Here is a 17,719-nt window from a genome sequence, read left to right on the forward strand (position 1 = left end):
ATGACCCAGTCGCCCCCTCGCCCGCCGCTTCCCCGCGCCATGTCGCATCCGCGGCGTCGAACCCGGCTGCTGGCGGCTTCGGCGCTGTGCGGCGTGGCCGCGATGCTGGCCGAGCCGGGCCTGGCCGGAACCCTGCCGGGCATTCCGAGCGCCGCGAACATCACGGTTTCCTCGGGCGGCTCGCAACCGGTGATCAGCTACCCCGACGCCATCACCCTGCAGATCGAACTGAACGCGCCCCGGACGGTGATCAACTGGTCCAGCCTGCACCTCAGCAGCGGCGATGCGATGAACTTCCTGTTCGACGCCGCCAGCGACATCGTGCTGAACAAGACCACCTCCCTGATCGCCATCGACAGCGGCGCCGTCGTGACGGGCAAGATCGGGGCGGCCACGGGCGGCAACGTCTGGTTCTACTCGCCGCAGGGGGTGATCGTTTCACCCGGCGCGACCATGACCGCCGGCGGCTTCGTGTTCAGCGGCGGCACGGGCCTGGTCGACGCCGGTTTCGTCAGCGCCGCCGATCCGACCGCCTTCCTGCGGGCGGCGTCGAACGGCCTGATCCGGATCACCACGATCTCGTCGGCGACCAGCGCCTCGATCAACGCCAATGGCGACGTGGAGCTCAGCGCGTCGAGCGGCGCGCTCAACGTCGCCACGGCTTATGGCAAGACCGTGCAGTTGAGCACGACGTCCGGTTCGATCACCGCCTCCGAAGTCACCGCCACCACAGGCGCGGCCTCGGTATCGGCCGGCGGTCCCGGCGCGACCGTGACCTCCATAACCGGGGCCACCGGCGTCACGGTCTCCTCGGGCTTCAACAGCTCGGTCGGCTCGGCCATCACCACGGATTCGGGCGACATCCTGATCACCAGCAACGGGTCGACCTCGCTCACCCTCGGCAATTCGGCGCGCGACATCACGCTCAGCGCGCCCCTGGTCTTCGCCCACGCCATCGATGCGGTGCGCAGCGTCTATCTGACCGGCACGACCGGGGCGTCGGTGAGCAACCGGATCTACGCCGGCGACGACGTGGAGATCACCGCCGACGGCGCCGTCGCGGCCGACCTGGCCTATATCAGGTCCACGGGCACGGGGACCGACGACGGCCACATCCTGATCCGCTCGACCACGGGCTCGGCTTCCGCGGGCACGCTCCTGACCCTGGGAGTCGGGACCAAGGCCGGCGACATCACGGTCAGCGCCGCCAGCTCGGCCACGATCGCGACGGGCAGCTCCACCCGCGATCTGAAGGTGAGCGGAACGAGCGTCAGCGTGACCAGCGCCGACGCCGCGCGTGACGTCATCCTCACCGCCTCCAACGGCTCGGCGACGGTCGTGACCTCGGCCACCGCCGGCGACGATCTCGAAGTCACCGCCACGGGCGGCGACGTCCTGGCCTCCGGCGCGGCGCTGAAATCGACCGGGGTCGGCGCCGCCGACGACGCCCACCTCACGGCCCGGTCGACGACCGGCGCCGTCAACGTCGGCTCGGCCGTCACTCAGGGAACGGGCGCGGCGGCCGGCGATGTCTGGATCTCGGCCGATACGACCGCGACCCTGGGCTCGGCCTCCTCGACCAAGGACCTGACCTGGACGGCGGCGAACAGCCTGGCGCTGACCGGAAACTACGGCGCGGCGGGCCAAGTCTCCCTGGTGTCGACCAGCGACGCCGTGAACCAGACGTCCGGCGTCGTCACCGCCGGGGTGCTGAGCGCGGAAGGCGCCACGGGCGTCAGCCTGGACGGCGCCAACATGATCGACGAGGCGGCCAGCGTCCAGGCGATCACGAACGACGTGGTGCTGAACAACGCCAAGGCCCTGACCATCACCGGCGATGTCGGCGGACGGGACGTCACGGTCAGCACGACGACCGGCGCACTGACGGTGAATTCGACGACCCAGGTCGTGGCGACGCGCGACCTGACGCTCACCGGCGCGGCCGGCTTCACCAGCACCACCGGAGCAGGCGGTCTGTTCTCGGGCGGCGACAGCGTCACCGTGACCGCTTCCACGGGCGACGCCTCGGTCGCGTCGGTGGAGTCCAGCGGTTCGGTGATGGTGCGGGCGCTGGCGGGCGGTGCCGCCCTGCGCGCGGCCTCGATGACGGGCGGCGGCGCACTGGAGGTCGAGGCGAGCGGCGCGGCGACGCTCGGGGCCGACGACCTGGCGGGGATCGGCTCGGCCAACACCGTCAGCCGCGCGGGCGGCGTGGGGCTCATCAACGTCGCCTCCTCGGGCGGCGACGCCCGGGTCTTCCTCGACAGCCTGAGCGGCGGCGGCCTGAATTCCGTCAGCGCCAGCAACACGGTCGGCACGGCCTCGATCGGCGTCGCCAGCGGCTTCGACGTCGGTTCGGTCAATGGCTTCAACGTTTCGCTCGACGCCGCGAGCGGTACGATCGACGCCTCCAGCATCACCGTCGGCGGCGGCGATTATGCCGCCAAGGCCCAGACCTGGGCTGGCGTGGCGCTGGACCCCGGCGGGACGATCCGCAACCTGACGATCATCGACACGGACGGCGGCCTGGTGCTGGCGAACGCCCTGACCGCCACTGGCGACCTGAAGCTGGAATCCTATGACGCGCTGATCAGCGCCTACGATCTTACCGCTGGCGGCGACGTCGACGTTTCGGCGGCCGGCGATATCGACCTGGTCTCGGCCGCGGCCGGCGACGACATCATCGTCAAGTCGACGGGCGGTCAGGTCATACTGCGCAAGGCCGACCTGACCGGTTCGGGCGTGGGACGCAACCTCAGCGTCACCGCCGTCGGCAACGCTGTCCTGGGTGATCCCGACTATTCGGCCATCACCATCGACAACGTCTTCAGCCGCTCAGGCGGAAGCTCCGGCTCGGCCGAGGTCAAATCGACCAGCGGCGCGGCCATGGCCCACCTCGACACCAGCGCCGCGATCGACACCCTGGAGGGCGCGAGCGTCGACGTGACGATCGCCAGCGGTCCGGGAACCTTCGGCGCGATCACGGCGACGACCGACAACGTCTATGTCGAGGTGCTGGACGGCGCCCTGACCGTCGATACGGTCACGGCCGACAACGGCGACGTGGACCTCTATGACGCCGGCGGCGACCTGACGATCACCGGCTCGGTGCACGGCGCCGGCCTGGTCCACGTCGAGACGGACGGCCTGCTGGACGGAAGCCTGGCCAGCCTGATCTCCAGCGACGGCGACCTGGAACTGTTCGGCGACGCGGTGACGGTCGGCGATGTCGAGGCCGGCTGGTCGCTGAGCGCGGCCGCGGTCGGGGGCGATGCTTCGGTGCAGCTGGCCAAGGCCGGCGAGACCATCCAGGTGATCTCGCTGGGCGGAAACGCCACCCTGCGCGGGGCCGAGGCTCCGGACGGCATCGCCGTCGTGGCCGACCTGACGGCCACCTTCGGCGCTAACGACAAGGCCTCGATCACCACCGCCAACTACGCCGTCAACGACGCGAGCTGCAACTGCGGGCCAGGTCCGGGAGGGCTGCAGGTGATGTCCTACAGCGGCGACGTCGTGGTGAACGTCGACTCGACCAGCAACGGCATCGCCGTGGTCGGTTCGAGCATCGGCGGCAGCGCGACGGTCGTGCAGAAGACCGGCGACCTGAAGATCGACGAGCTGGCCGCGTTCAATATCGCGGTCGAGGCCATGGGCGGCGCGCTTGAGACGGGCTCCACCATCAGCAGTGGCGGCGACTATTCGATCACGGCCCAGGATTTCCTGGGCGACGCCCTGACGCCCACCCTGTTCTTCGGCGCTATCCGTGATGTCGCCATCACCGACACGCTGGGCGATCTCGACCTGGGCGCCGCCGCGATCCACGCCGACCGCAAGCTGACCATCACCGCCCAGGGCGGCGCGGTGCTGGGCCTGGCCCAGCTCGACGCGGGCACGGGCGCGGGCGACGGCGACATCAGCGTCACCGGCCAGGGCGTCGCGCTCGACACCGCGGCCGGCGACGGCGATGTGACCCTGGACGGCGGGACCGGTCTGGTGGACGTGGCGACCAGCGTCACGGTGGCCGGCGACTACACCCTGACCGGCGGCGGCTTCTCGACCGCGGCGCTCTCGCCGCTCGGCGCCAAGGCCGGATCCTGGAGCATCGCCGACCAGGCCGGCGACTTCGATTTCACGGGCTCGCCCCTGAACTACGGCGGCGACATCACCGTCGCCGTGGCGGCGGGCGACGCCATCGGCGGCGACATCACCAGCGACAGCGGCGACATCCTCGTCGAGGCAGAAGGCGGTCAGCTCGGCGCGCTCGACGCCTCGTCCGGACAGGTCAGGGCGCGCGCCAGCGTCGGCGGCATGATCGTAGCCTCGGCCAAGGGGGCGAACCTGATCGAGGTCTCGGCCACGGCCGGCGCCGCAAGCCTGGGCTCGGCCGCCCTTGTGGGAACCGGGGCCAACTCCCTGCTGGTGCAGTCCTCCGGCGGCGACGTCGTTTTGGGCGCGGCGACGCCGGGCGCGATCACGGCGGTCAACGCCGTCACCTCGGCGGGGGTGAGCACAGTCTTCGAGGCCTCGAGCACGACCGGCAAGGTCGACGTCAACCTGGACCATGCAGACACCGACCTGACCACCGTTGCGGCTCAGGGCGCGGTCAAGGCGGCCGTCGTCAACGGCTCGCTGCGGATCGCCAGCGTCAGCTCGACCAACGGCTCGGTCCAGATCGACGGCCCGACCGGCGCCCTGACGATCAACCAGCTGACGGCGGACGCCGCGTCCCAGGTCAACGGCGGGGGCGACACCCGGCTGGTGTCCGCCAACGTCGACGGCGATCTCTCGGTGAGCTCGGCGACCGGCGCCCTGCGCTTCGGCGACGCCACGCCCGGCCGCGTGATCGCGGTCAGCGGCGGGCTGTCCCTGGACGCCGCCGCCGACATCGCCCAGCAGGGCGTACTGGAGGCCAGTTCGCTGGACGTGGTTTCGGGAACCGGCGTCGTCCTGCTCGGCGCCAACAAGGTGACTCGCCTCGACACGATCACGGTCAACAGCGGCGGCTTCGCGTTCAACGACGCCAACGCCTTCGATATCCAGGGCCCGATCACCGCGACGGGCCAGACGGTGGACCTGCGCTCCGCCGGCGCCATCAGCCAGGACGCCGCCGGCGTCATCACCGCCCAGAGGCTGACAGGCTCGTCGGTCGGCGGAGCCGACTTCGGGGCGGCCAACCAGGTGGCGCAGCTTGGCGACTTCACCAACACCGGCGGCTTGTTCAGGCTGATCGACGCCCGCTCCCTGACCATCGACGGGACCGTCCACAGCACCGGAAGCGCTTCCCTGGCCTCGCACGGCGGCATGAGCTTCACCGCCGCCGGCAAGGTCGTGGCCGACGGCGCAGGCGACGCGGTGATCCTGGCTTCCGACGGCGTGTTCACCAACGGACGCGGCGCCGACGCGGTCAGCGCGACCAACGCCTCCGGTCGCTGGCTGATCTACACCCAGGCGTTCGGCGCGCCGACCGGCTCCACGGCCGGCAACAGCCTCAACGGCCTGGCCGGCAAGTCCTTCTACGGCTTGGCCTACGACTTCGCGACCGAGACCTTCGCCCTGGCGCCCAACGCCGGCAACCGCTTCGTCTACGGCTACCAGCCGATCCTGGCGGTGACCCCGGTCAGCCAGGTCGCGACCTATGACGGGACCATCCCGTCGACCTCGGCCACGGTCACCGGCGTGCTGAGCGGCGACGCGACGGCCGACGCCTGGTCCGGCACGCCCGTGGTCTCGGGCGCAACCAGCAGGAACGCCGGAACCTACGTCCTGACCGCCAGCGGCAGCCTGACCTCGGACCTCAACTACGGCTTCGCCTATGGCGTGGGCTCGCTGCGGATCGATCCCAAGACCCTGGGCGGCCTGCTCGACGCCGACGACAAGACCTATGACCGCAGCACCAGCGCCACCGGCTCGATCACCCTGAGCGGCGTGATCACGGGCGACGACGTCTCGGCGGCCGGGGCCTACGCCTTCGCCGACTGGAACGCCGGCGCCGGCAAGAGCGTCACCGCCTCGGGCGTGGTCCTGTCGGGAACCGACGCCGGCAACTACCTTCTCTCGCCGCTGGCCGCCGCCCAAGCCGAGATCTTCCAGAAGGCCGTGACCGGCGCCCTGAGCGCCAACGACAAGACCTATGACGGCTCGGCCGCCGCCACGGGTTCGGTCAACCTGTCCGGGGTGATCGCGGGCGACACCGTGGCGGCTGGCGGAACCTACGCCTTCGCCGACAAGTCCGCCGCCAACGGCAAGACGGTCAACGCTTCGGGCGTGGCGCTGTCCGGCGCCGACGCCGGCAACTACAGCCTCGGCGCGGTGTGCGCCGACACGGCAGACATCCTGAAGAAGACCCTGACGGGCGCCCTGAGCGCCGACAGCAGGACCTATGACGGCACGACCACCGCCACCGGCTCGATCGGCCTGTCCGGCGTGGTCACGGGCGACACCGTGGCGGCCGGCGGAACCTATGCCTTCGCCGACAAGACCGCGGCCAACGGCAAGATGGTCACCGCTTCGGGCGTCGCCCTGTCCGGCGCCGATGCCGCAAACTACAACCTGTCGCCGGTGTCCACGGCCCAGGCCGACATCCTCAAGAAGACCATGACGGGCGCCCTGACCGCCGGCGGCAAGACCTATGACGGCACGACCGCCGCCACGGGCTCGATCGGCCTGTCCGGGGTGATCACGGGCGACGCCGTGTCCGCCGACGGAACCTACGCCTTCGCCGACAAGACCGCCGCGACCGGCAAGACGGTCACCGCTTCGGGCGTGACGCTCGCCGGCGCGGACTCGGCCAATTACAGCATCGGCGCCGTGTCCTCGGGCACGGCCGACATCCTGAAGAAGTCCCTGACGGGCGCGCTCTCCGCCGACAGCAGGACCTATGACGGCACGACCAGCGCCACCGGCTCGATCGGCCTGTCCGGCGTGGTCACGGGCGACACCGTGGCCGCCGGCGGAACCTATGCCTTCGCCGACAAGACCGCGGCCAACGGCAAGACCGTGATGGCCTCGGGCGTCGCTCTGTCCGGCGCCGATGCGGCCAACTACGACCTGTCGCCGGTGTCCACGGCCCAGGCCGACATCCTCAAGAAGACCCTCACCGGCGCCCTCGCCGCCATCGGCAAGACCTATGACGGCACGACCAGCGCCACCGGCTCGATCGGCCTGTCCGGCGTGGTCACGGGCGACACCGTGGCCGCCGGCGGAACCTATGCCTTCGCCGACAAGACCGCGGCCAACGGCAAGACCGTGATGGCCTCGGGCGTCGCTCTGTCCGGCGCCGATGCGGCCAACTACGACCTGTCGCCGGTGTCCACGGCCCAGGCCGACATCCTCAAGAAGACCCTCACCGGCGCCCTCGCCGCCAACGGCAAGACCTATGATGGCGCGACCACCGCCACCGGCTCGATCGACCTGTCCGGGGTGATCACCGGCGACACCGTGTCGGCCGGCGGGACCTATGCCTTCGCCGACAAGACCGCGGCCAGCGGCAAGACCGTGACCGCTTCCGCGGTGACGCTGGCCGGCGCGGACTCGGCCAACTACAGCATCGGCGCGGTGTCCTCCGGCACGGCCGATATCCTGAAGAAGTCCCTCACCGGCGCCCTGATCGCCAACGACAAGACCTATGACGGCGCGACCGCCGCCACGGGATCGATCGTGCTGGCGGGCGTGATCGCCGGCGATGCGGTTTCGGCCTCGGGCGCCTATGCCTTCGCCGACAGGAACGCCGGTTCGGGCAAGGCCGTGGCGGTCTCGGGCGCGACCCTGGCCGGCCTCGATGCCGCCAACTACGACCTCGGCGCGGTCAGCGGCGACTTGGCCGACATCCTGCGCCGGCAGGTGACGGTGTCGGCCGACAACCGGTTCAAGCCGTTCGGCCAGGTCGATCCCGTGCTGACCTACCGCATCACGGTGGGCGCCCTGGTGGCGGGCGAAGGCTTCACCGGCGCGCTGGGGCGCGGCGCTGGGGAGACGCCCGGCGAATACGTCATCTCCCGTGGGACATTGGGCCTGTCGGCGAACTACGACCTGACCTTCACCGGCGCGGTGTTCACGATCGACCGGCTGCCGACGATCGAGCAGGAAGGATCGATCGTCCTCAAGCACGTGACCCAAGCGCCGGACTTCACCCTCGACTGGGACCCCGAGCCCAACCTCGACACCCAGGGCCTGGGCTGTTTCGGCGAGGGCTGTCCGCCGCAAGGCGCCGCGATCGTCGGCGGCAAGATCATCGCCGCGCTTCGCTAGCCCCGAGGGTCAGCGCACGAAGAAGTCGACCGGCACGATCACCTCGACCGGATCGCCCGGCACGTCGTCGGGCGGCGGCGGCATCGGCGAGGCCCGGCGGACAGTGGCCAGGGCCTCCTCGTCCAGCAGCGGATAGCCGCTGCCGCGCGCGATCCGCGCGCTCAGCACCGCGCCGCGCCGATCGACCGTGAAGGCGACATGGGCGACGCCCTCCTGTCCCTGGCTCTGGGCGCGGCGGGGATAGCGGCGATAGGCCTTCAGACGGCCAAGCAGCAGCCCGCGCCAGGTCACCGCGGCGTTGCGATCGACGGCGGCCGAGGTGCGGGGCGCGGCCAGAACGGGGGCCGCCGGGGCCGCGACGGCCGGCGGGGCGGCCGCCTCGCTGCGAACCGAGGGTTTGGCCGCGCCGTCGGTCTCGGACGGCGTCTCGCGTTGCGGAGAGGTCGGCAGAACCCCGCGCGGATCGGGCTGACGGTCCTTGATCTCCGGGGGCGTCGGCGCGGCCGAGACGGCCGGACTGGCCTTGGCCTCGGGACCCGGCGGCCGGTCGTCCTTCGGTCGAGGCGGTGCGATCGGATCGACGGCGAACTCGACGGCGATGGCCTCGATGGGCGCGGCGGGCGGCAGGTCCGGCGCCGCGGTCAGGCGGATATAGGCGCACAGCGCCAGGACGACGTGCAGAGCCACGGCCCCGGCCAGGGCAAACAACCAGCGCCGGCGTCCTCCCCCGGCCGTCGGCGCGTCGTAGGGGATTTCCAGCACCGCCGGCGCCATGCGAACCGCCTGCAGCATCAGAACGCCCGCTCCAGCTTCAGGCTGGCCGCAACCTTCTCGTAGGAGAACAGCCAGTCGATGCTGCTGGCGGTCCTGGCGTACTGAAGGGTCAGGCTGGGCGTCAGTCCGGCCCGCGCCAGGCCCGGCGCGCGAAGGATGGCGGTCAGGCTCTGCTCGTCGTCGCGGCGGCGCACCTCCAGGGCCTCGTTGATCGCGTCCCAGCGCTTGCGGCGGGCCGAGGCGAACAGGCTGGCGTTCATGCCTTTCCAGGTCGGGCTGGCCGCGCCGAGGCGCAGGCCGACCTGACCATAGGCGTTGATCGGCAGTTCGGCCGCCTTGTCGGCGAGGTCGGCCCCGCCGAACACGGTCCAGCCGCCCGGCAGCCCGCGCCAGGCGGTGAGGAACAGCGACACCAGCCGGCCGTCCAGCGGCGCGAAGTCGGCCTGGCGATAGCGCATGTCCTTGTAGTCGGCCTCCAGCTTGACCAGCGTCCGCAGCCCGACCGCGCGGCTGGCTTCGGCATGGACGCCTGGCGCGTCGTAGAGCCGCGAAGGGCCAAAGGTCGAGACGTCGAAGGACGGCGCGATCCCGAAGGCGTAGCGGGCGGTGCGGTAGTCGAACCCGAACTGGCCGGACAGGGTCGCCTGGTTGTAGCGCGGCTCCTCCGGATAGACCTCGCCGTAGGAGATCGCCCGCAGCGCAAGGCCGGCCGAACCTCGCAGCGGCAGGCGGCGGGTAAGCGTCCCCTCGAAATTGACCGTCGCCGCGCCCAGGGCCTGCGGCGTCTTGCGGTCGAAGAAGCAGATCCCCTCGGGGCCGGGGATCAAACAGGCATAGCTGCCCGAGGCCTGGTTGATGTTGCTGTTGTAGCCCGGGCCCAGGGCGAGTGAGCCGCGCCAGGCCTGACGCTGGTCCAGGGCCATGAGGAAGCCGTCGACCGTCCGTCGCATGCCGGCCGCGCGCGGATCGCCCGTCGGCAGGTCGGCCAGGATTGCCTTGAAGCCGGCTCTCGCCTCGCGGTCGCGCTGGTTCTCGAACAGCACCCGCGCCAGCTCCACCCGGCCCGGCATGAAGTCGGGCTGCCTGGCGAGCAGGTCGCGGAAGGCGCGCTCGGCGGCGCGCAGGTCGCCGTCCTGCCGCGCCAGCATGCCCTGGGCGTAGAGGGCCAGCATCGGGTCGTGCTCGGGCAGGGCGAGATAGGCCGTCAGGAACCGGCGGGCGTCCGGCCACTGGCGGCGGGCCACCGACAGGTAGAGGGCCTTGCCGACATCGTCGACGCCGGGTCCGACCTCATAGGCCTGGCCGTCGATGACCAGAACCGAGGGCGAAGCCTCCTCAAGGGTGCGCGCCTCGCGCTCGGCGGCCTTGCGGGCCAGGTCCTGGTCGAGACGCAGGCGTATGTCGTCGTCGACCTGGGCCCGGGCGGCGCCGGCCAGCGCCAGAACGGCGAAAGCCGCGCAGCCGGCGGCGACGCGGATGGAAAGATGCCTTGCGGACCTGCGGATCATTCGGATGCCTTCGAACGCGCTTGGGGCGGAGACCGAAGTCCCCGCCCCGCGCGACGGTTACGCGCCTTAGTTCTTCGTGCCGCCGAAGGCGGTGTCGTACTGGCTGTTGCCGCCGAATGTGACCAGACCCGCCAGGGCCGCGGCGCTGGCGCCGAAGAACTGGCCGCTGACCGAGCCGCCCGAGGCCAGGGTGCTGGCGCCCTGCGTGGCCGTGGCGTTGGCCGTGGTGCTGGCGATGTTGGCGCCCGAAATGCCCACCGAGCCGATATCGACCGTGTAGCCGGTCGAGGCGCTGGTGACGCTGCCGCTCAGCGTGCCCGACCCGAAGTTGGCGCTGAAGGTGCCGGCCAGGATGCCGTTGCTGCTGTAGCCGCTGATGCCCTTCACGGCATAGGTGGCCGTGCCGGTGGTCGGGACGGTCGTGCCGGTGTTGTCGCCCACGTAATAGACGGTGTGGGTGCCGTCAGCGACGTCGGCCGTGTCGGACCATTCGCCGAAATAGAGGTCGGCGTTGCTGACCTTGGCGAAGTTGAACACGCCCATGCCGTTGTGGCTGCCCGGCGCGGTCGAGGGGCTGTTGATGGTGGTCACGCCGTTGACCGGCGGCACGGAGGCCTGCAGGCCGGCGAAGTCGACATAGCTCGACAGGCCGATGGCCGCCACGGCCACGCCCGGCTTGCCCGAGGTGTGCGGACCGGCGTTGATCGTGCTGGCGCCGACGCGCAGCTGGCTGGTGTCGGTCGACAGGCCCACGATGGCGGCCTGGGCGACGCCGGCCAGGGCGACGGCGGCGATGGGGGCCAGGATCAGCGCCTTGAAGGTCGAACGGGACATCTCGTCTTCTCCGATGCTTGGTTGATGGTCTCGTTGGTGAGACCGGGGCATCCAGCGGCCGCCGCCGCGCCGGTGGGGATCCCGACGCGCCGAAGACCGTGAATTGGGGAGGTTCAGTAGCGGGCGGTCATGCTGAGCTTCAGCGTGCGCCCGGGGGCCGGCTGGGCCGTGCGGGTCAGCGGGTCGGTGTAGTAGCGATCGTTGAGGTTCGTGCCGGTCAGCTCGAAGCGGATCTTCTCGTTGAGCTTGAAGTTGGCGTAGGCGTCGACGGTGACGATCTCGCCCCACAGGTAGGGCGTGTTCAGGCCCCAGCCGTCGACGCGGGTCGCCCGCGCGCCGCCGATGAAACGGTCCAGCTCGGGATTGTCGTAGGCGCTGTAGTAGACGCCCCTCACCCCCACCTCGAGGCGGCGCTGCAGGAAGCGGGCGCCGAGGTTGAGGTTGACCGTGTCGGTCGGCGTCGCCTGGGTCAGCAGGTAGCCGCCGACGAAGCCGTAGTTGACGCAGTCGGGCACGACGCCCGTGCTCGTGGCCTTCATGATCGCCGCTTCGGGGTCGCAGACCTTGTTCTTGACCATGTGCGAGGCGCCAAGGTCGGCGAACAGGCGGCCGTTGTCGTAGCGGGCCTGCAGTTCGATCCCCTCGATCAGTTGCCTGTCGATGTTGGTCAGCAGCAGCTGCGAGCCGCGCTCGATGACGTTTCGAGTGTCGTTGCGGAACCAGGTCAGCTTGAAGTCGGCGCGCTGGCCTTCGGGCAGATCGAGCAGGGCCGAGAAGTCATGGACATAGGCCGCCTCCCAGGTGCGGGCGTGCTCGGGCTTCAGCGGACGGGTCGGATCGGTCGAGGCCGAAAAGCCGATCGTGCTCTCGAACATGCTGGGGAAGCGGTAGGCCTCGGCGTAGCGGACATAGGCCCGGGCGTTGGGCGTGAAGTTGAAGGTCGCCGAGACCACCGGCGTCAGGCCGTCGCCGCGCCTGGTCTCGGCGGTCAGGTTGACCGCTTCCTGGTTGCGCGAGGCCACGCAGTAGCCGGTGGCGTTGGCGACGCTGGTCAGGAAGCCGTTGACGCAGGGATTGGTGGCGCGGGTGTAGCGGCCCTCGCTGTCGGGCAGCCAGGCGATGGTGTTGTTGACCGTGCGGCCGTTGACCAGGGTGCGATACAGCGCCGAGCCGTCGGTGAAGACGTAGTTGGTGAACACCACGCCCTTGCCGATCTGTTCGGCCAGGAAGTCGTCGACCGCCCAGAAGTGCGAGTAGCGCAGGCCGGCCGACAGGGTCAGTTCGCTGACCGGACGCCATTCGACCCTGGCGTGGAGATTGTACTCCTCGCGACGGCCGGCGCGGGGGTACTGCCGCCAGCCGTCGAACGTGCCGGCCCAGACGTCGGGCGAGGTCAGCTTCTCATGCTGCCAGTCGCCAGCCAGGACGAGGTCGAGGCTCTGGGCCAGGCGGGTCTTGTTGCTGAGGCTGAGGCCGTAGCGGTCGTTCTTGGCGTTGGCCAGGGCGGTGTTCTTGAGGATCGGGCTGGCCGCGCTCTGCGCCCAGTTGGGAAAGCCGCCGGCCGAATAGGTGTGGCTGTTGGTGCGGGTCAGCCAGAGCGTGCTTTTAAGGTCGACCCAGCGGCCGCCGGGCCTGAACCGGTAGTCGACGTTGTAGGCGGTGGCGTGGACCTCGCTCAGCGGCCACTGCACCTTGCCCATGCCGTTCTCGCCCGACGAGACGATGCGCGAAGGCATGATCTCGCCGTAGGTCGAGACGCTGTCGCGGACGCCGAACTCCAGGGCCTGGCGGTCGCTGATCTTCCAGACCAGCTTGCCCAGCCACGAGCTCATCTCGCTGGAGGTGTTGGGGACCTCGTTGCCCGGCTCGTAGTTGAAGGCCAGGCGCTTGATCAGGTCCTGCGGGCCCGACGGCGTCGGCAGGTTGGTCTGGCTGTAATAGCCGGGCACGGTCTGGCCGGCGTAGTAGTTGCCGCGCTCGCGCCAGGCGTAGGCGGCCAGCCACTCGACGTCGTCGGTTCGACCGGCGACGGCCATGCGCGCGGCGCGGTCGCCCAGCGACAGGGTCTCGTTGTCGTCCGAGGTCCTGGCCGTCACCCGCAGGCTGGGATCGGCGTAGGGGCTGCTGGGATAGCCCGCCGCGCCGGTCGAGCCCGGAAACCCGGGAACGTCGCGATAGTCCCGGCCGGTCAGCAGGGTGGGCAGGCGCGGCTTGGCCGAATTGTCGCCGCCCTCGATGCGCACCTCGGCGCCGTAGCGCTCGCCCTCACGCAGGATGTCGCCCGGCGACAGGGTGCTGATGACCACCGCCCCGCCGGTCGAGGTGTGGACCCCGGCCGTCAGGGACGGACCTTTCAGCACCTGCACGCCGCCGATAAGGCTGGGGTCGATGTAGCTGCGGTTGTTGGCCCCGTTGTAGCCGCGCCAGACGGTCAGGGCCTGCTCGCCGCCGTCGATGATCACCGGAACCCGACCCGGCCCCTCGATTCCACGGACGCTGGGATCCAGCGCCCCGCTGTTGCGCGCGTCGCCGCTGAAGACGTTGACCATGCCCTTGAGCACGTCGGCAGGGCTGACGCCCTTGTAGCGCTCGACCACCGCCCGGCCGGCATAGGCGGACGAGCCGTCCAGGTCGTAGACCTCGTCATAGCCCAGGGCGTTGCGGGCGCTCAGCGTCTCGTCGCCCCGCCCCACCGCGCCCTCGACCTGGAGGGCGTCCGTGACGACCGCGCCCTTGGCGGCCGGCGCGGCTTCCAGGGTGACGACGCCGGGCCTCGCCTCGCGCCAGACGACGCCGCTGCCGGCCAGCAGGCGCGACAGGATCTCGCCCTGGCTGAAGCGGCCGCGCACGGCGGGCGAACGGCGGCCGTACGGCGCCTCGACGGCGTAGACGATCTGCACCTTGGTCTGCAGCGAAAACTGGGCCAGGGCCTGGGGCAGAGGCTGGGCCGCAATGTCCACCTCGTAGGCGGCCGCTTCCTGGGCCGCGGCGGGAAGCGCGGCGAACGCCAGAGGGCTGGCCGAGGCCAGGGCCAGGCACAACGACAGTCGGCGCAAGCGCGGAAGAAGGCCGAGGTGGAGAACAGGCGTCGTCATGTCGTGGGCGGATCTCGTCTGGCGGCCGCTCATTGTTGCGAGCGACACTCAATTGCATCTCAATGTTGATGAGACGAAACCAGGCGGCGAGATCCCCTAGCGTCCGCGCGCTTTTTTTTGCGGAACGCCGGAACCGTTTCAGTAAAGCAGGATGAAAGCGCCCACTCGGGCCGTGCGCAGGCGCAGCGACGCCGCCAGGGCGTCGATCGCGGCGTCCGGCTCGCCGACGTCGAAGACGCCCGAGACCGGCTTGGCCGCCAGGGCCTGGCCGCGCAAGAACACCTTGCCCCGGCGATAACGGCCGATCTCGTCGACCACCTCGGACAGCGGCCGGTGATAGACGACTAGGCGTCCCTGCCGCCAGGCGTCGACCGCCGCCGGATCTTCCAGGGCCGTGGCCTGGGGCGCCGCGCCGTCCAGCCAGGCTCCCTGCCCCGCCCGCACCACGGCCGCGCCGCCGCCGCGCGCCGGCTCGACCCGCACCGCGCCGCGCAGCACATCGACCCGCGCCTTGTCGCCGCTCAGCCGCACGTCGAAGGCCGTTCCCAGCACCCGCGCGCTGCCCGCCCGGCTCTCGACGACGAAAGGGCGCGTCGGATCATGGACGACGTCGAAGAACGCCTCGCCCTTCACCAGCCGCACCTTGCGCCCCTCGGGGCCATAGCGGACGTCGAGCACCGCGCCGGTGTTCAGCGTCACCGCGCTGCCGTCGGCCAGGACGTGGCGGCGCGTCTCGCCGATCCCTGCGATCAGGTGGTCGGGATCCGCGGGCGCAAGGGCCTTGAACGCCACGCCCGTTCCCAAGGCGAGCATCAGGCAGGCGGCCGCCGCCGCGGGGATCGTCCAGGCGCGGTGACGCGCCCGCGACAGAAGCGCCCTCTCGCGCCGACGCGGTTGAACCGCCGGGGTCGCGGCGGACGCGCTCATCAGGCCGAGGATCAGATCGGCCTCTTCCATGGCCTCGGCCCGCCCCGGATCAGCGGCCAGCCACGCCGCGTGTTCGGCCCGCGCGGCCTCGCCCGCGCCATCGCGCAGCCGCAGCGTCCAGCGCGCCGCCGCGTCGAACACCGCCTCGTTCTCGCTCCCGCCTTTGACCGTGTCGTTCATGTGGACTTTCGGGTCCTCCCGATCACAGGACGAACCGGAAAGCGCCCTTCCCCTAGTCTCATGCTCATGCATCGCCGCGCGCCTCCTTCAGGCGACGCCGGCAGTGGCTCATGGCCCTGGCCAGATGGTTCTCGACCGTGCGCGGCGAGATCCGCAGCCGCTCGGCCACCTGCTTCATGGTCAGGTCCTGGCCGCGGTAGAGCAGGATCACCTCGCGGCACTTGTCGGGCAGTTCGGCGATGGCGGCCTGGACGACGGCCATCTCCTGGCGGCCCGCCACCACCTGGAAGGCCGACGGCGCCTCGCTGCGCGCGTCCGCCGGCAGGTCGCCCGTCGTGACGCGGCGAGCCTGCACCGAGGCCTGCCGCTGCCGGTCGACGACGAGGTTGGCGATGATCCGGCGCAAGTAGCTGAGTGGATTGCGCACCGCCCGGCCGTCGAAGTCTGGCGAGCGGACGAGGTCGAAGAGCTTCAGCCAGGCGTCCTGCATGACGTCGTCGGCCAGGCTGGCCGACCGCGTCTTGCGAAGGGCGAAGCGCCGAAGCTCGTCGTAGTGGACTTCCAGCAGCCCCGGCAGGTCAGGCGTCGTTCCCCGCTCGCCCGTCAGCATGACCCCACGCACCCGAAATTAATGAGAATGATTCTCAGAAACTTCCGCCGGTTTAAAGGGGGCGACGGAGCGCGTCAAAGGCTTCGAGCGCGTTCCTGACAGTCGCGGCTTCTCCCCCTTCGCGAAGCCGCCATGCTGAAAGGGTTCCTAGTGGCGGGGCGCCTCGATGAGCGACAGCAGGACGATCCCGATCAAGGCCACGACCGCGAGAGGGGTCATCGACGCGACGACGGCGCCGGCGCTCTGGCTCGCTTGCAGCAGTTGTCCGCCGACCAGGGGCCCGACGACGGCGCCCAGCCGTCCCCAGGCGACGGCCGCGCCCGATCCCCTGCCCCGGGCCTCCGCCGGATAGTAGGAGGCCGCGGCCCCGTAGAGCGCATAGTTGGCGCCGAGCACGCAGAAGCCGACCGCCCCGCTCAGGGCCAGCACCGCCGTCAGGCCGTCGGCCCGGGCCAGCAGCATCAGGCTGAGCGTCAGGCCGACATAGCCGGCGATCATCGGCCAGCGCAGGCCGAAGCGATCGACCAGCCGCCCCAGGATCAGGGCGCCGACGACGCTGGCGAAGTTGAAGCAGGCCGAGGCCAGGCTGGCCTGGGGCGCGAAGCCCTTGGCGATGACCAGGGTCGGCAGCCAGTTCAGCACCAGATAGAGGATCAGCAGGGTCGGGAAGAACACCAGCCACAGCAGCAGCGACGGCAAGGCCCGCTTCTCGCCGAACAGGGCGGCGCGGTTCACGACCATGTAGGCGATGATCACCGTCGGCAGGGTCGCCAGCCAGGGCGCCAGGCCGCGCAGCGATCCCAGGCCCGGAAGGCCGCCGAGCCACAGCAGGGCCAGATAGGACAGGCCATAGAGCGGGATCAGGCCCAGCCACCGCCAGGCCGCGCCCTTGGAGGGCGCCTGCGCGGGCCGTGCGGTCTCCTTCATCAGCACCAGGATCAACGGGGCCAGCAGCAACGGCGCCAGGCCGCCGATCAGGAACAGGTGCCGCCAGTCGAGATGCGGGTTCAGCCAGCTGACCAGGGCCACCAGCCCGCCGCCCAGCGGCATGCCGCAGAACATCATCGTGCCGGTCGAACCGCGCTTGCCGGCCGGTGCCACCTCGGCGGCCAGGGCCATGATGTTGGGCAGGGCCGCGCCGAAGCCGAGTCCTGCACCCAGCCGCGCGGCGAACAGCATCGAGAAGTCGTGGGCGAACATGGTCAGCAGGGTGAAACCGCCAAAGCACAGCACCGCGCCGATCAGCACCGCCTTGCGCCCCAGGCGGTCGGCCAGCCAGCCGCCGAGCACCGCGCCCAGCACCAGGCCGATGTTGCTGGCGGCCAGGGCCTCGCCCAGCACGGCCTTGGCCAGGCCCAGCTCAGGTCCCAGCTTCGGCGCGGCTACGCCCATGGCCTGGATGTCGAAGCCTTCGAGCACGGCGACAAGGAAGCACAGCAGGACGGTGATCGCCCCGCTTTCCATGGCCGGCCGGCGCGCGGCCTCTGATCCCGTGGTCATCGTTTCCTCCAGGCCCTTCGCGGACGCTTGGTCTTTATCACTGC

The 17,719-nt window shown here is 70.7% G+C and carries 8 protein-coding genes; 1 reads left to right on the top strand and 7 read right to left on the bottom strand.

The genetic code is table 11. The features are described from left to right. Positions 1 to 8,247: a YDG domain-containing protein gene (locus AC07N1_RS00520; protein WP_494669978.1), complete on the top strand. Its 8,247-nt coding sequence runs from the start codon at positions 1 to 3 to the stop codon at positions 8,245 to 8,247. Between the two features lie 9 nt (positions 8,248 to 8,256). Here AC07N1_RS00520 and AC07N1_RS00525 read toward each other — a convergent pair whose 3' ends face one another. The 7 genes from AC07N1_RS00525 to AC07N1_RS00555 form a co-directional block, all read right to left on the bottom strand. Further along, positions 8,257 to 9,039 carry an energy transducer TonB gene (locus AC07N1_RS00525; RefSeq protein WP_494669979.1) on the bottom strand — a complete coding sequence of 261 codons (783 nt, stop codon included), beginning with the start codon at positions 9,037 to 9,039 and terminating at the stop codon, positions 8,257 to 8,259. After that, a complete protein-coding gene (locus AC07N1_RS00530; RefSeq protein ID WP_494669980.1) occupies positions 9,039 to 10,529 on the bottom strand; it encodes a surface lipoprotein assembly modifier in 1,491 nt (496 codons plus the stop codon). The genes AC07N1_RS00525 and AC07N1_RS00530 overlap by 1 nt, the downstream gene beginning before the upstream one ends. A gap of 66 nt (positions 10,530 to 10,595) precedes the next feature. Continuing rightward, positions 10,596 to 11,363 (bottom strand): Slam-dependent surface lipoprotein, encoded by a 768-nt coding sequence (locus tag AC07N1_RS00535; protein ID WP_494669981.1) that lies wholly within the window; start codon positions 11,361 to 11,363, stop codon positions 10,596 to 10,598. A 113-nt stretch (positions 11,364 to 11,476) separates the two neighbouring features. Next, positions 11,477 to 14,458, bottom strand: a complete 2,982-nt coding sequence (locus AC07N1_RS00540) for a TonB-dependent receptor (RefSeq protein WP_494669982.1) — start codon at positions 14,456 to 14,458, stop codon at positions 11,477 to 11,479. 138 nt (positions 14,459 to 14,596) lie between these two features. Then, positions 14,597 to 15,565, bottom strand: coding sequence for a FecR family protein (locus AC07N1_RS00545; protein WP_494669983.1), 969 nt, complete (start codon positions 15,563 to 15,565; stop codon positions 14,597 to 14,599). A gap of 64 nt (positions 15,566 to 15,629) precedes the next feature. Beyond that, positions 15,630 to 16,175 carry an RNA polymerase sigma factor gene (locus AC07N1_RS00550; RefSeq protein WP_494669984.1) on the bottom strand — a complete coding sequence of 182 codons (546 nt, stop codon included), beginning with the start codon at positions 16,173 to 16,175 and terminating at the stop codon, positions 15,630 to 15,632. A gap of 147 nt (positions 16,176 to 16,322) precedes the next feature. Then, positions 16,323 to 17,675: an MFS transporter gene (locus tag AC07N1_RS00555; RefSeq protein WP_494669985.1), complete on the bottom strand. Its 1,353-nt coding sequence runs from the start codon at positions 17,673 to 17,675 to the stop codon at positions 16,323 to 16,325. Between the last annotated feature and the right edge of the window lie 44 nt (positions 17,676 to 17,719).

The sequence above is a fragment of the Caulobacter sp. GW821-FHT09B11 genome (assembly GCF_059418205.1).